The 14303-nt window shown below is 60.8% G+C and carries 17 protein-coding genes; 15 read left to right on the top strand and 2 right to left on the bottom strand.

From position 1 onward, the window contains the following. Window positions 1-129 precede the first annotated feature (129 nt). The 5 genes from AC1DYR_RS08425 to AC1DYR_RS08405 all read left to right on the top strand — a co-directional run bounded on the left by AC1DYR_RS08425 (window position 130) and on the right by AC1DYR_RS08405 (window position 4081). Window positions 130-1284 (top strand): RluA family pseudouridine synthase, encoded by a 1155-nt coding sequence (locus AC1DYR_RS08425; RefSeq protein ID WP_477704687.1) that lies wholly within the window; start codon window positions 130-132, stop codon window positions 1282-1284. Then, window positions 1281-1895: a hypothetical protein gene (locus AC1DYR_RS08420; protein WP_477704686.1), complete on the top strand. Its 615-nt coding sequence runs from the start codon at window positions 1281-1283 to the stop codon at window positions 1893-1895. The genes AC1DYR_RS08425 and AC1DYR_RS08420 overlap by 4 nt, the downstream gene beginning before the upstream one ends. Window positions 1896-1959: 64 nt before the next feature. After that, complete coding sequence (locus AC1DYR_RS08415) at window positions 1960-2619, top strand: HAD family hydrolase (RefSeq protein ID WP_477704685.1); 660 nt, start codon at window positions 1960-1962, stop codon at window positions 2617-2619. A gap of 7 nt (window positions 2620-2626) precedes the next feature. Next, window positions 2627-3001, top strand: a complete 375-nt coding sequence (locus AC1DYR_RS08410) for a Rieske (2Fe-2S) protein (RefSeq protein ID WP_477704684.1) — start codon at window positions 2627-2629, stop codon at window positions 2999-3001. Window positions 3002-3022: 21 nt separating this feature from the next. After that, window positions 3023-4081 carry a S49 family peptidase gene (locus tag AC1DYR_RS08405; protein WP_477704683.1) on the top strand — a complete coding sequence of 353 codons (1059 nt, stop codon included), beginning with the start codon at window positions 3023-3025 and terminating at the stop codon, window positions 4079-4081. Between the two features lie 76 nt (window positions 4082-4157). On the opposite strand, the gene AC1DYR_RS08400 is transcribed toward AC1DYR_RS08405, so the two are convergent. Both AC1DYR_RS08400 and AC1DYR_RS08395 read right to left on the bottom strand, forming a co-directional pair. Next, on the bottom strand, window positions 4158-4925 hold the full coding sequence (locus AC1DYR_RS08400; RefSeq protein ID WP_477704682.1) for an SAM-dependent methyltransferase: 768 nt from the start codon (window positions 4923-4925) through the stop codon (window positions 4158-4160). Beyond that, window positions 4922-5569: a Maf family protein gene (locus AC1DYR_RS08395; RefSeq protein ID WP_477704681.1), complete on the bottom strand. Its 648-nt coding sequence runs from the start codon at window positions 5567-5569 to the stop codon at window positions 4922-4924. Before AC1DYR_RS08395 ends, AC1DYR_RS08400 begins: the two co-directional genes overlap by 4 nt. Window positions 5570-5594: 25 nt before the next feature. Here AC1DYR_RS08395 and AC1DYR_RS08390 point away from each other — a divergent pair, with 25 nt between their 5' ends. The 10 genes from AC1DYR_RS08390 (at window position 5595) to fabF (ending at window position 14295) form a co-directional block, all read left to right on the top strand. Beyond that, entirely contained in the window at window positions 5595-6149 is a 555-nt protein-coding gene (locus tag AC1DYR_RS08390; RefSeq protein ID WP_477704680.1) for a YceD family protein, read from the top strand. Window positions 6150-6388: 239 nt separating this feature from the next. Beyond that, a complete protein-coding gene (rpmF, locus tag AC1DYR_RS08385) occupies window positions 6389-6571 on the top strand; it encodes a 50S ribosomal protein L32 (RefSeq protein ID WP_007873878.1) in 183 nt (60 codons plus the stop codon). An 88-nt stretch (window positions 6572-6659) separates the two neighbouring features. Beyond that, window positions 6660-7775 carry a phosphate acyltransferase PlsX gene (gene plsX, locus AC1DYR_RS08380; RefSeq protein WP_477704679.1) on the top strand — a complete coding sequence of 372 codons (1116 nt, stop codon included), beginning with the start codon at window positions 6660-6662 and terminating at the stop codon, window positions 7773-7775. After that, entirely contained in the window at window positions 7775-8752 is a 978-nt protein-coding gene (locus AC1DYR_RS08375; protein WP_457279389.1) for a beta-ketoacyl-ACP synthase III, read from the top strand. Before plsX ends, AC1DYR_RS08375 begins: the two co-directional genes overlap by 1 nt. A 44-nt stretch (window positions 8753-8796) precedes the next feature. Continuing rightward, a complete protein-coding gene (locus AC1DYR_RS08370; RefSeq protein ID WP_477704678.1) occupies window positions 8797-10161 on the top strand; it encodes a sialidase family protein in 1365 nt (454 codons plus the stop codon). Further along, complete coding sequence (locus tag AC1DYR_RS08365) at window positions 10142-10783, top strand: hypothetical protein (protein WP_477704677.1); 642 nt, start codon at window positions 10142-10144, stop codon at window positions 10781-10783. Before AC1DYR_RS08370 ends, AC1DYR_RS08365 begins: the two co-directional genes overlap by 20 nt. A 92-nt stretch (window positions 10784-10875) precedes the next feature. After that, a complete protein-coding gene (gene fabD, locus AC1DYR_RS08360; protein ID WP_477704676.1) occupies window positions 10876-11826 on the top strand; it encodes an ACP S-malonyltransferase in 951 nt (316 codons plus the stop codon). Next, the gene (gene fabG, locus AC1DYR_RS08355) at window positions 11823-12569 is read left to right on the top strand and encodes a 3-oxoacyl-ACP reductase FabG (protein ID WP_457279385.1); all 747 of its coding nucleotides are present in this window, start codon (window positions 11823-11825) and stop codon (window positions 12567-12569) included. Before fabD ends, fabG begins: the two co-directional genes overlap by 4 nt. Before the next feature lie 159 nt (window positions 12570-12728). Then, window positions 12729-12968 (top strand): acyl carrier protein, encoded by a 240-nt coding sequence (gene acpP / locus AC1DYR_RS08350; protein WP_011484542.1) that lies wholly within the window; start codon window positions 12729-12731, stop codon window positions 12966-12968. Window positions 12969-13050: 82 nt separating this feature from the next. After that, the gene (gene fabF / locus AC1DYR_RS08345; protein WP_477704675.1) at window positions 13051-14295 is read left to right on the top strand and encodes a beta-ketoacyl-ACP synthase II; all 1245 of its coding nucleotides are present in this window, start codon (window positions 13051-13053) and stop codon (window positions 14293-14295) included. The last annotated feature ends 8 nt before the right edge of the window (window positions 14296-14303 follow it).

Here is a 14303-nt window from a genome sequence, read left to right as displayed (position 1 = left end):
CTCGTCGCTTGCGGGCAATTGCCGGCGTGGGCATCGACCTTCCAGCAAGGCTGCTTGTTTGCCTTTTCAGGGCCGGGGACTTGCGTGGACTAAACTCCAGACAAATCAACCACTTACAGCGCATCGCTAGTGAAACACATTATAGGGTCAGCAAAGGGCTTGGCAAGGAAACCCGGGAAAACACCGGTATGGCCGCCCGCAGCCGTGTCCGCGCCCACTTCGGCACCACTCATTCCCCAGGCGGCGGCCCCGGCCGCGCCGCAGGCCACGGTGGTGACGGTAGATGAAGACTATGCGGGCCAGCGCCTCGACAATTTCCTGATCCGCCAGCTCAAGGGTGTGCCCAAAACCCATGTCTACCGCATCATCCGCAGCGGCGAAGTGAGGGTTAACAAAGGCCGGGCGCAGGCCGACACGCGAGTGGAAACCGGCGACATCGTGCGCCTGCCGCCAGTGCGGACTTCGGAGCGAGCCGGGCAAAAGGCTGAGGCCATGGCCCAGGAAATCGCCCGCCACGGCGCAAGTTCGACCACGGGCGGCTATGCGCCGTCCCGCGAATTCCCCATCCTGTTTGAAGACGACTTTGTGCTGGCCATCGACAAACCGGCCGGTGTGGCTGTGCACGGCGGCAGCGGCGTGAGCTTCGGCGTGATCGAACAGCTGCGCATGGCCAGGCCCGAGGCTGACTTTCTGGAGCTGGTGCACCGGCTGGACCGCGAAACCAGCGGCATCTTGCTGATCGCCAAGCGGCGCATGGCGCTCAAGCTGCTGCAGGAGCAGTTCCGGGAGCGTGAAACCGACAAGGTCTACCTGGCCCTCGTCGGCGGCGACTGGCCGGCTAATCACCGCGTGATCGACAAAGCGCTGCACAAGTATTTGTTGCCCGATGGTGAGCGGCGTGTGAAAGTGGTGCCCAACGACCACCCCGACGGCATGCGCTCGGTGACGCTGGTCAAGGTCAAGTCGGCTTTTCCTGCCAGTCCGCTGGCGCCCGCAACACCCTTCACCCTGCTCGAAGTCACGATCAAGACCGGCCGTACGCACCAGATCCGCGTGCACCTGTCCAATGAAGGTCATCCGATTGCCGGCGACGACAAGTATGGCGACTTTGAACTGAACCGGGCGCTGCAGAGGTCCGCCCCGGGCACGGTATCGCTCAAACGCATGTTTCTGCACGCCTGGAGCCTGAAATTTAACCATCCCAAACTGCGCAAGGTCGTGCACCTGCAGGCGCCTTTGCCGCCTGAACTGCAACAGTTTTTACCGGCGCAGGTTTCTACATGATTCGCGGGGGCCCTGAAGCGCTTGGCTCAAACAGCGCAGCCAAGCCGATACGGGGAAAGTTCAGCGGCCTGGCCGGAACAGTGCTGATGTTTGTCTTGGCCGGTCCTGCCCTGTACGGTGTGGCGTATTACCTGGTGGCAGGTGAGCTTGGGCGAGGCGAATTCCGGTGGAGCGAAGTGCCCTCGGTCATCTTTTGGCCGCTTTTGACGGAGTTCATGTTCTGGGTGTCGTGGGGAAATATTGAAACGATGCTTCTGTTTCCGCTCCCCACCCTTTTGGCGGCCGCGGTTTTTTGGCTGTTGAACAGGCGGATGGTGCCTTCCCTGAACACCGTGTCTGCATTTCGTTTTGTTGTTTCCAGATCGGCAATCTGCCTGGTGGTTTGTGTGTGCGCTTTTGTGGCCTTGAATCCGGGGACAGTGACACAAGGATGGGATGCGCTGTATTTTTACAATCCCCACAACCGGCATCCGTTCGACGACTCAGGGTGGGGGTTTCTTGAAAACTATGGACCGCTGTTCCATTTGACAGTGCTCGGCCTGGCAAGCGTCTTGTTGGGCGCAATTCACGGGTTCTCGTCGTGGTGGCTCCGTAGAAGCCGGAACAACTGACGCCTGCATTTCAACGTATGTCCATGTGCGCGCATAGGCATGCCTTCCCTAAGACAATATCTCCATGCAAACCCGAAATTTCGATCTGATCGCTTTCGACTGGGATGGCACGCTGTTTGATTCGACCAAAATCATCGTGCGCTGTATCCAGGCCGCGGTGCGTGATGTGGGCGGCACGGTTCCCTCCGACAAGGAAGCCGGCTACGTCATCGGCCTGGGCCTCATGCAGGCGCTGGCCCACGCCGCGCCTGATGTACCCCCTGAAAAATATCCCCAACTGGGCGAGCGCTACCGCCATCACTATGCCGCGCATTACGACGACCTGAGCCTGTTTGAGGGCGTGCTTCCCCTGCTCGGCGCCCTGAAAGCGCGCGGCCACCTGCTCGCGGTGGCCACCGGCAAGTCGCGCCGCGGCCTTGACGAAGTACTGCGCACCGTAGAGCTCAAAGGCGTGTTCGACGGATCCCGCACGGCTGACGAGACGGCAGGCAAACCCGATCCGCGCATGCTGCATGAGCTCATGGCGGAGTTCGGTATTCCCGCGGGGCGCATGCTGATGGTCGGTGACACCACCCATGACCTCCAGATGGCGGTCAATGCTGCTTGTGCCAGTGTGGGAGTGAGTTATGGCGCGCATGAGCCGGACACATTTACCGATCTGTCGCCGCGCCATGTCGCGCATTCGGTGCAGGAACTGCACGACTGGCTGCTGGTCAACGGGTAGTTTTCCGATGACGTCCACGGACCTCCGGCAAGCTTTGTGCAATAGCCGCGACCTGCTTGAAGGCGGGTTGGCAGTGCCGTTCGACGTCATGTATGCCGGGCAGACCTGCCGCGCCTTTGCGGTGCGTTACGAAGGAAGAGTCCACGCGTATCTCAATCGCTGCACCCATGTCGCGATGGAACTGGACTGGCAGCCCAACCGGGTGTTTGATGCCGGGGGGCAGTGGCTGTTATGCGCCAGCCATGGCGCCGTTTACCGTCCGGATACCGGCCTGTGCGCCGGCGGGCCTTGCCAGGGAGGGCTGCTCAAAATCGAGCTTTCAGAAATCGAAGGGGTTGTTTATTGGCATTCTGCTTACAACCTTAAACCGCTACAGTTCTAATACCTCTCTAAACTATCGCCCATGAACGACCCCCATCGCCCCGACCCTCCCATGGACTCTGATTCGCTGCGCGAATCGGATTTCCGGCCCAACCAGCCGGAATCCCTTCCGCCTTATTCCCAGGCCAGAAAATCCGCCGTTGACCCTTCCGCCACCCCCGGCTGGGAGCGCGCGACGCTTGAGAAACTGGCTTTTGCTGCGCTGAACGAGCAAAAAGCGACGCGGCGCTGGAAAACCTTTGTGCGCCTGTCCTGGCTGGCGTTTTTTATCGCCCTGGTGTGGATGGCGCTGCACCGCGGCACGCCTGCCAGCGATGCGACTGTTCCGCATACGGCCGTGGTGGAAATCAAGGGTGAAATCGCCGCGGGCGCCGACGCCAGTGCCGAGTTCGTCAACGCGGCGCTGCGGGCCGCCTTTGAGGACGAAGGCGCCAAGGCTGTTGTACTGCTGATCAACTCACCCGGCGGCAGCCCGGTGCAGGCCGGCATGATGAACGACGAAATCCTGCGCCTGAAGGCCAAGCACAAGAAGCCCGTTTACGCTGTGGTCGAAGAAACCTGCGCTTCCGCCGCTTATTACATCGCCGTCTCGGCCGACAAGATTTACGTCGACAAGGCCAGCATTGTGGGCAGCATCGGTGTACTGATGGATGGCTTTGGCTTCACGGGCCTGATGGACAAACTCGGCGTGGAGCGCCGCTTGCTGACGGCCGGCGAAAACAAGGGCTTCCTTGATCCGTTCAGCCCGCAAAGTGAAAAACAAAAAGTCTTTGCACAGGCCATGCTGGACCAGATCCACCAGCAGTTCATCGCGGTGGTCAAAGCCGGCCGCGGTAAACGCCTGAAGGAAACGCCCGAGATGTTCAGCGGCCTGTTCTGGAGCGGCCAGCAGGCGGTGGAACTGGGCCTGGCCGACCAGCTCGGCAACCTGGAGTATGTGGCCCGCGAAGTGGTCAAGACCGATGAGATCATTGACTACACGCGTCGCGACAATGTGGCCGAACGGCTGGCCAAGAAGTTTGGCGCGGCGATGGGCGAGGGCGCCATGAAGGCCTTCAAGGCGATTCCGGCGCTTCGCTAGGACGACCCCTTGAAAAGGTGATGGCCTTTGCCAAAAAGCCCGCTTCGCGCGGGCTTTTTTGTTCGTATCTGGCGTTCTAGCGGCCGATACAGAAAACGGTTGGCAATTCCAGCGGTGCCTGGAGCTTGTCGCGTTTCCAGCCGCTGACCTGCGCGCTGCGGGACCAGCCTTTGGTCATTGTCAGGCCGCAGCTCAGCGCCAGCCGGGTGTTGCCCTGCAGCGTTTGCAGCAGCGACTGGAACAAAGCCGCATTGCGATAGGGCGTTTCGATGAAGAGCTGGGTCTGGCCGGATTTGAGTGCCAGGGATTCCAGTTCCCGGATGCGCTGGACGCGCTCGGCCGGTGCCTGCGGCAAATACCCGGCAAACGCAAAATGCTGGCCGTTCAGGCCGCTCGCTGCCAGCGCCAGCATCAGCGACATCGGGCCCGTCAGCGGCACAACCTCCAGCCCCAGGTCATGGGCGGCGCGCACCACCGAGGATCCGGGATCGGCAATGGCAGGCATGCCGGCTTCGCTGACCAGGCCCATGTCGCGGCCTTCCACGGCCGCCATCAAAAGGGGGCGCGCGTCGAAGTTGCCGGTGTGGTCGCCTTTTTTGTGAACCTCCCGTGGCAGCTCCTGGATTTGCTGCGACTGCAGCGGCGTGCTGAGCGGCTGCAGCGCGTCGATACGCTTGAGGTAGGCGCGCGTGCTTTTTGCGTTTTCGCAGATCCAGCAAGAGAGCCCTGCGGCGATTTGCACGGTGCCCAGCGGCATGACATCCTGCAGGGGGGCAAGGTCGTCGCAGCCGAAGTCGAGCGGCGCGGGCACCAGGTAAAGTTTCCCTTTCGCTTCGCTGCTCATGGCTGGCTCCCGCGGGCTGAAAGCAACTTCACGCCTGCGGCTTCGATAAGCCTGCAGGTGCGGATCAGTGGCAAGCCGATCAGCGCAGTCGGGTCGTCATTGTCGATCGATTCAAGCAGCGCGATGCCGAGGCCTTCGCTTTTGGCGCTGCCCGCGCAATCGTACGGTTGCTCGGTGCGCAGGTAGTTTTCAATTTCATCATCCGTCAGCGTGCGGAATTTCACCCTCACTGCGGCCAGGCTTTGCGCTTCATAACCGCTGTCCAGGCACACGACGGCCACAGCCGTCTGAAAAATGACGGTTTGCCCTCGCATCCGGCGGAGCTGGGCGACGGCTTTTTCGTGGGTGCCCGGCTTGCCGAGCGGCTGGCCGTCGAGGTCTGCAACCTGGTCGGAACCGATGACAACCGCGTCGGGAAATGCCTCGGCGACAGCCCGGGCCTTGGCCAGGGCCAGCCGCTCGGCCAGTGGACCAGGGCGTTCGCCGGCATGGGGCGTTTCGTCCACGTCGGGCGCGACCACCTCAAACGGGAGATGCAACCGCTGCAGCAATTCCCGGCGATAGCGGGAGGTCGAGCCCAAAATCAGGGGGCGGTTTTGCCCGGTGTGTCTGGAGATTGCGGCAGGGTCGGAGACAGGATTCATGCCTTGATTCTCTTACACTGCACTCATGTCCAGATTCCTGCAGCCCAACCGACTCAACATGACCGCTTTCGCCCAGGATGGCGTGGCGCTTTCCGAGACTACCTTGCTACGAAATATGGAGCGCCTTGCGCATGAAACACAAGGGCTACAGGCCGATTCGACTGTGAAATGGCAGGCGGTCGGCGAGCTGCGCCCGCGCCCAGGCGTTGAAGACGACGTATGGTTGCATCTGACGGCCGAGGCCGTGGTGCCTTTAACCTGCCAGCGCTGTATGGGTGTGGTTGCCGCACCTGTAGGGGTTGACCAGTGGTACCGCTTTGTGGCCAATGAAGACATTGCCATGGCCGAGGATGACCAGTCTGAAGAGGATTTGCTGGTGATGGAGCCCCAGTTCGATTTGCTCGCCGTGCTGGAAGATGAATTGCTGATGGCCCTGCCGCTGGTGCCCATGCACGAGGTGTGCCCTGTCGCGCCCAAACTGCAGGCGGGCGACCTTGGTGACAATGCAGATTCGATGGGCGAGGGTAGTGAAAAACCCAATCCCTTTGCAGTTCTGGCGCAGCTTAAAGTAAAAAAGTAGTAATTTAGAGTTACTTATTTTTCAAGTAAAGCCCCCAGATTTGTCGGCATTTCACCAGTCCCGGGTTGAGGTGATGAAATTTGTCTCGCATCGAGCTATAATCAAAGGCTTCGCGTACCAATGCGGTGAATACGGTGACATGGCGTCTAGACCGCCTTGGGCCGATATTCAGGTCCAGCTATCTGAACTCGGAATTTGGTGCGTAATTTACCAACCTTACACCCCATCAGGAGCGGATCATGGCCGTCCAGCAGAACAAAAAGTCACCTTCGAAGCGCGGTATGCACCGCTCGCACAATGCACTCACCGTGCCAGGCATTGCCGTGGAATCCACCACCGGCGAAACCCACTTGCGCCACCACATCAGCCCCACCGGTTTTTACCGTGGCCGCAAGGTGCTGAAAACCAAATCCGAAGCGTAATTCCACGCTTTGAGCATGGGCCCGCACTCATCCTGCGGGCCTTTCTTTTGCCTGAATTCCACTCTCTCTTGACTGCACCGGTCGCCCCATGATCAGGATCGCTGTCGATGCCATGGGCGGCGATATCGGCCCAGCCGTCACGCTCCCGGCCAGCCTGGCATTCCTGGATGGTCATCCGGATGCTGCTGTGGTGCTGGTCGGCCAGCCCGAAGCCCTGGCGGCGCACCCGCTGCATGCCCAGCTTCAAGCCCATCCGCGCTGCCAGATCGTTCCGGCCAGCGAGATTGTCACCATGGACGATCCCATCGAGATCGCCTTGCGGCGCAAGAAGAATTCCTCGATGCGGGTCGCGATGAACCAGGTCAAGGACGGTGTGGCCCAAGCGGCCGTGTCGGCCGGCAATACCGGCGCCCTGATGGCCATTGCCCGCTACGTCCTCAAAACCCTGGAAGGCATAGACCGTCCGGCCATTGCGACCCAACTGCCCAATGCCCTGGGTGGTGCCACCACGGTGCTGGACCTGGGGGCCAACGTCGATTGCACCGAAGATCACCTGCTGCAGTTTGCCGTGATGGGATCCGCCTTGGTGGCGGCCATTACCAGCAACCCCACACCCAGCGTCGGCCTACTCAATATTGGCGAAGAAGCGATAAAAGGCAGCGAAATTATCAAAAAAGCCGGTGAATTGTTGCGTTCTGCGTCTAATTCCGGTGATTTGAATTTTTATGGAAATGTCGAAGGTAATGATATTTTCAAGGGAACGACCGATATCGTCGTCTGCGACGGTTTTGTGGGCAACGTCGCACTCAAGGCCAGTGAAGGCCTTGCGAGCATGATCGGCGGTTTCATAAAAGCTGAGTTCTCCCGCAATATCTTGACGAAAATTGCGGCAATCATTGCTTATCCGGTGTTAACTGCGTTTAAAAATCGGGTTGATCACAGGCGTTACAACGGCGCTGCACTGCTCGGCTTGCAAGGCCTGGTTTTCAAAAGCCACGGGTCGGCGGATGCCTTTGCTTTTGAGACGGCGCTGAATCGGGCTTATGATGCGGCTCGGAACAATTTGCTTGAGAGGGTGCGCGAACGCATTGCCCATGCGGCCCCTTTGCTGGTGGCAGCGCAGGCGGCGCCCCCTGCTGATGCGCCTGTCAACACCTCCTCAATGCCAGTTGACTCAGCAGTCTCAACACCGGCCACTTATTAATGACCCGTTACTCACGCATCACCGGCACCGGTAGTTATTTGCCGCCGCGCCGACTGACCAATGCCGAATTGGCCGCCGACCTGGCGACCCGGGGTGTAGAAACCTCCGATGAATGGATTGTGGAGCGCACCGGCATCCGGGCCCGCCACTTTGCCGCGTCCGACGTGACCAGCAGCGATCTGGGTGTAGAAGCCGCCAAAAATGCACTGCAGGCTGCGGGTCTGCAGGCTGCGGACATCGACCTCATCATCGTGGCGACCTCGACCCCGGACATGGTGTTTCCCTCGGCGGCCTGCATTTTGCAGAACAAACTGGGCATCGCCGGTTGCCCGGCCTTTGACGTGCAAGCTGTGTGCAGCGGATTCGTCTATGCATTGACCGTGGCCGACGCCATGATCCGCACCGGTTCGGCCAGCAAGGCGCTGGTGATCGGTGCGGAAGTGTTCTCGCGCATCCTGGACTTTTCAGACCGGACCACCTGTGTGCTTTTTGGCGACGGCGCCGGCGCCGTGGTGCTCGAGGCCTCGGACACGCCCGGCATTCTTGCCAGCGACCTGCATGCCGACGGCAAGCATGTCGGCATCCTGTGTGTGCCGGGCAATGTCTCGGGTGGTCAGATACTGGGCGACCCCTTGCTCAAGATGGATGGCCAAGCCGTGTTCAAGCTGGCTGTGGGGGTGCTCGAAAGCGCCGCGCGCGCTACGCTGGCAAAAGCCAACATGACCGATGCCGACATCGACTGGCTGATTCCACACCAGGCCAACATCCGCATCATGCAGAGCACGGCAAAGAAACTGAAGATGCCGCTCGAGAAGCTGATTGTGACCGTTGACCAGCATGGAAACACCTCCGCGGCCTCCATCCCGCTCGCGCTGGATGTGGCCGTGCGCAGCGGCAAGATTCAAAAAGGCGACACCCTCATGCTCGAAGGCGTGGGCGGCGGCTTTACCTGGGGTGCGGTGCTTCTCAACTACTGAGTGGCTCCCACCCATCTGCCAGGCTTTCACAGACAGGTGGGCATTTGAACTTCCGACCGTCCGGTGTTTGGGACCGCCTTGCAGCAGCCTTGCTGGTGCTGGCCTTCGCCCTGGCTGGATGGAAAATCCTGCAGCGCCCGCCGGCCACCCCATTTGCGGCATTGCCGGCCAGCCCTCCGGCTGATCCCGTCAAATCCTTGCCACGCACCGGCTTGCCGGGACAGCAACTTTCGCCGGATGGCCGCTTTCGTTTTGATGCGCAATTTGTCTCATCTTCTCCCGGTCAGGCCGTGCATGCGGCCTCCCTCGTGGAGTTGCGTGATGGCCGCTTGCGCGCGGTCTGGTTTTCGGGCTCGCGCGAAGGCGCGGGGGATGTCACCATCCAGACCGCAGTGATGGACCCCGCCAGCCTGCGCTGGAGCGCGGAAAGCACGCTGTTCAATCGTCAAACGCTTCAGCAGGGCCTGTGGCGCTATGTCAAGAAACTGGGCAATCCGGTGATTGCTCGCGCGCCCGATGGCTCACTCTGCCTGTGGATGGTCAACGTTTCATTGGGCGGATGGGCGGGCAGCTCCATCAGCTGGGCGCGTTCCACGGATGAAGGCGCGACCTGGAGCATGCCACGCCGCCTGGTGACGTCGCCCTTCCTGAACATCAGTACGCTGGTCAAAGGAGCACCCGTCAGCTTTGAAAGCGGCGAGACCGGCTTGCCGGTGTACCACGAGTTCGTCACCAAATTCGGCGAAGTCCTGCGCATCAACGCTCTGGGCCAGGTCGTCGACAAAGTTCGCGTTCCCGGCAGTCGCACCGGTCTGCAGCCGGTTGTGCTGGTTTCGGGGCCAGAGAAGGCGCAGGTCTATATGCGCTCAGGCAATGCCAGGGCGCTGATGGCTTCAGACACCACGGATGCCGGCAAGACCTGGTCGCGCGCGCAGGCAAGCATCTGGCCCAATCCGGACTCCGCTGTGGCCGGCGTCGTGACGAACGTCGGCACGCAATGGCTGGCCCTGAACCCGGCGCCCCGAAATCGCGAAATGCTGGCCTTGTTGCAAACGGCGGCGGGCGGCTCGTTTGACGGGGTAAGCCCATGGATCGTCGAATCGTCCGCCAACCCGCAGTCGCGCACGTCCCTCATCGACTATGAGCGCCTGCTGACTCAGGAGCTCAAAGCCCGTGGCGCCAGCGACGGCGAAGCCCAGTCCTATGTAGCCAGTGCCCGGCGCCAGTTGTGCGGCGACCAGAGCTGCTCCCAGGAGTTTTCCTATCCTTACCTGCTGCAAAGCCGCGACGGCTACCTGCATCTCGTCTATACCTGGCATCGCACGCGCATCAAGCACGTGCGGCTGGACCCCCTGCAAACCCTCCAGGCCGCGCAAGCGGCGACCGGCCATGCTTCCTCCGGCAAATGATCTGATCGCCTTGCTCGGCATTGATCTGGTGCTCAGCGCCGGCTGCCTGCGGCTGCTGAGCTGGCGGGGCGGCGTAACGCCGTGGGCCAAAGTTGTGACCGCCGCGGTATTTGTGTTGCTGTGGTGCCCGGTGGGGCCCGCCCGTTTGCCGCTCGTGGCCTATGTGCGCGGCATCAGTTCGGACCTGAGCATTTCCCTGGTGGCCATCGCCTGCCTGGGCATGTACCAGCGCCTGCGCGGCATCCCCCTTGTGGCGCAGCGTGAACGCATGTTGGTGAACCTGGCCTTCGCGGCTGGCGCATTGTTTTTGTACCCGTTGGCCCTGGGCTGGGGTGACTGGGATGCCTACCGGCTCGGCTGGGGTTCGCCAGTTCTCTGGGCGGCGCTTCTGGCGCTGTCGCTGGCATGCTGGGCCAGGGGATTTCGTTTGCTGCCCGTGCTGGCAGCTCTGGCTTTACTGGCCTGGGCTGCGGGTTCGCTGGAGTCCACCAATTTGTGGGACTACCTGATAGACCCCTGGCTGGCCGTTGCGGCTATCTATCAATGCGTCAAATCGGCTGTCGGATGGGGTTTTGCACGGCTGCGTGGTGCGCACAATGGCGCTATACCGTCGTCAGTCTGACAGACTGTGCTTCAAAAAATGACTGTTCATCTTCTTAAAATGCATGCGGATGCTTTTCGGCGACCCAAGAATTCGACCCATGGAGTAATCATTTGAAATCGTTTGCTATTGTTTTTCCCGGCCAGGGCTCGCAGTCGGTCGGCATGCTGGACGCCTGGGGCGACCATCCGGTGGTTGCGCAGACGTTGGCCGAAGCCTCCGAGGCGCTGGGCGAGGATGTCGGCCGGCTGATCAAGGACGGCCCCAAGGACGCGCTGGCGCTGACCACGAACACGCAGCCTGTCATGCTGGTCGCCGGTGTGGCGGCTTACCGTGCCTGGATGGCCGAAACCGGTGCCGCGCCGGCCGCCGTCGCGGGTCACTCGCTGGGCGAATACTCTGCTCTGGTGGCTTCGGGTGTGCTGACACTCGCACAAGCCGCGCCGCTGGTGCGCTTTCGCGCGCAGGCCATGCAGGACGCGGTGCCGGTCGGCGTGGGCGCGATGGCGGCCATTCTGGGCATGGAAGCCTCCAAAGTGATCGAGGGCTGCGCCGAGGCCGCGCGCAGCTTCGGGGCCAACACCTCCGAAGTGGTGGAAGCCGTCAATTTCAACGACCCGATGCAAACTGTCATCGCGGGCAGCAAGGCTGCGGTCGAGAAGGCCTGCGAAGTGCTCAAAGCCAACGGCGCCAAGCGCGCCTTGCCCCTGCCGGTATCCGCGCCTTTCCATTCCAGCCTGATGAAGCCCGCGGCTGAGAAACTGCGCGAGAAGCTGGCCGCCATCGAGTTCGCGGCGCCGAAAATCCCGGTCATCAACAACATTGAGGTCGCCGTCGAGACCGACGCCGACCGCATTCGCGCAGCGCTATACGGCCAGGCTTTCGGCCCCGTGCGTTGGGTGGAATGCGTGCAGGCTATCAAGGCACGCGGCCTCACGACGCTGGTCGAGTGCGGGCCTGGCAAGGTGCTGGCCGGCATGGCCAAAAGAATCGATCCCGAATTGACGGGTGTCCCCCTGTTTGATCCCGCCTCCCTGGCGGAAGTGAAGGAGTTACTGGCATGAGCGAAGTCAAGTTTGAAGGCCAGGTCGCACTGGTCACCGGCGCATCGCGCGGTATTGGCGCGGCCATTGCGCTGGAGCTGGCCCAAAAAGGCCTCAAAGTGATAGGCACGGCGACCAGCGATGAAGGCGCGGCCAAAATCGGCCAGGCCCTTGCGGCTTTCCCGGGTTGTGCCGGCAAAAACCTGAATGTGAACGACGTTACCGCCGCCGAAGCGCTGATCGACGCCATCGTCAAGGAGCACGGTGGCCTGCAGGTGCTGGTCAACAACGCGGGCATCACACGCGACATGCTGGCAATGCGGCTCAAGGATGACGATTGGGATGCGGTGCTGGACACCAACCTCAAGGCCGTGTTCCGCATGAGCCGCGCTGTGATGCGCACCATGATGAAGCAGCGATACGGCCGCATCATCAGCATCACATCCGTCGTTGGTGCCTCGGGCAACGCGGGCCAATCCAATTACGCGGCGGCCAAGGCAGGCGTGGCCGGCATGACGCGCGCACTGGCGCGCGAGCTCGGCTCGCGTAACATCACTGTCAATTGCGTTGCGCCGGGCTTTATCGAGACCGACATGACCGCCGGATTGCCGGAAGAGCAGCAAAAAGCACTTTTGGGGCAGATCCCGCTGGGCCATCTTGGCAAACCGCAAGACATTGCGCACGCTGTGGCCTTTGTGGCGAGTCCGCAGGCGGCCTACATCACAGGCCAGGAGATTCACGTCAACGGCGGCATGTATATGTAGCTCTTGAAGCGTCAGCCCTGCAGTTTCATGAAAACAGCAGGCTGACAGTGGTAAAACACGGGAAATCGAAGCCGGTTTTTATCCGTCCGGCGCGGTGCTTAGGGAAACGACTCTAACGCGGTAAAATCACGGATTAATTTACAACCCTCAGAGGGAACTATGAGCGATATCGAAGCACGTGTTAAGAAAATCATTGCCGAACAACTCGGCGTGGAAGAAGGCCAGGTCACCAGCGAAAAAGCTTTTGTGGCCGATCTGGGTGCTGACTCCCTTGACACCGTAGAACTGGTTATGGCTCTGGAAGACGAGTTCGGCATTGAGATTCCCGACGAAGACGCCGAGAAGATCACCACCGTCCAGAACGCGATTGACTACGCAAACACCCATCAAAAGGCTTGAGGCAAGGCATACGCCTGCCTCCGCCGTCATCAAGCCTGAAAAGTCGTTCCAGGGCTTTTCGGGTTCTTCTCAGGATTTTTGAATGAGCCGTCGTCGTGTCGTCGTGACAGGTCTGGGTTGTGTCAGCCCGGTAGGTAATACCGTGGCTGAATCCTGGGCCAATCTGATTGCCGGTGTACCCGGAATTGATCTGATCACGCAGTTTGATGCAAGCAACTTTGCCTGCAAATTTGCCGGTGAGGTCAAAGGCTTCAATATCGCGGATTACATTCCCGAAAAAGAAGCGCGGCACATGGATCGCTTCATTCATCTGGGTCTGGCCGCGGCTTTCCAGGCGGTGACCGACAGCGGTTTGCCGACAGGCGAGGCGCTCGACGGCGAACTGGCGACCCGCATTGGGTGCAATATCGGTTCGGGCATCGGCGGTTTGCCGATGATCGAGCAAATGCATTCCGAGCTGGTCAATCGCGGCCCGCGCCGGGTGTCTCCGTTTTTTGTACCTGCCTCTATCATCAACATGATTTCCGGGCATGTATCCATCAAATTCGGTTTTAAAGGCCCCAACGTCGCTGTCGTAACTGCGTGTACGACGGGACTTCATGCCATCGGCCTGTCGGCGCGCATGATTGAATATGGCGATTGTGACGTGATGGTGGCTGGTGGTGCCGAGTCCTGCGTTTCTCCGCTCGGTATAGGCGGCTTTGCGGCGGCGCGTGCCCTGTCCACCCGCAACGAAGACCCTAAAACAGCGTCTCGCCCCTGGGACAAGGACCGTGATGGTTTTGTGCTGGGCGAAGGCGGCGGTGTGCTGGTTCTCGAAGAGTACGAGCATGCCAAAGCGCGCGGCGCCAGAATTTATGCTGAACTGACCGGGTTCGGCATGAGCGCAGACGCATATCACATGACAGCGCCCGATGTTGACGGACCGCGTCGCTCCATGGTCATGGCGTTGAAGAACGCGGGCGTCAATGCCGACGAGGTCCAGTACCTCAACGCGCATGGCACGTCCACGCCGCTGGGCGACCTGAACGAAACAAACGCCGTCAAGGCTGCGTTCGGCAGCCACGCAAAAAACATGGTGGTCAGTTCGACCAAATCCATGACGGGTCACCTTTTGGGCGGCGCGGGCGGCATCGAGTCGGTGTTTACGGTGCTCTCGCTATATCACCAGAAAATCCCGCCGACCATCAATATCTTCAACCAGGATCCCGAGTGCGACCTGGACTACTGTGCCAATACCGCGCGTGACGCAAAAATCGAGGTTGCCGTCAAAAACAATTTCGGGTTCGGCGGCACCAACGGTACGCTGGTCTTCAAGCGCGCCTGATTTCCCGG

The sequence above is a fragment of the Polaromonas sp. P1_F9 genome (assembly GCF_056405615.1).
Note: the sequence above shows the minus strand (reverse complement) of the source record. Positions and strands in the feature narration are given on the sequence as shown.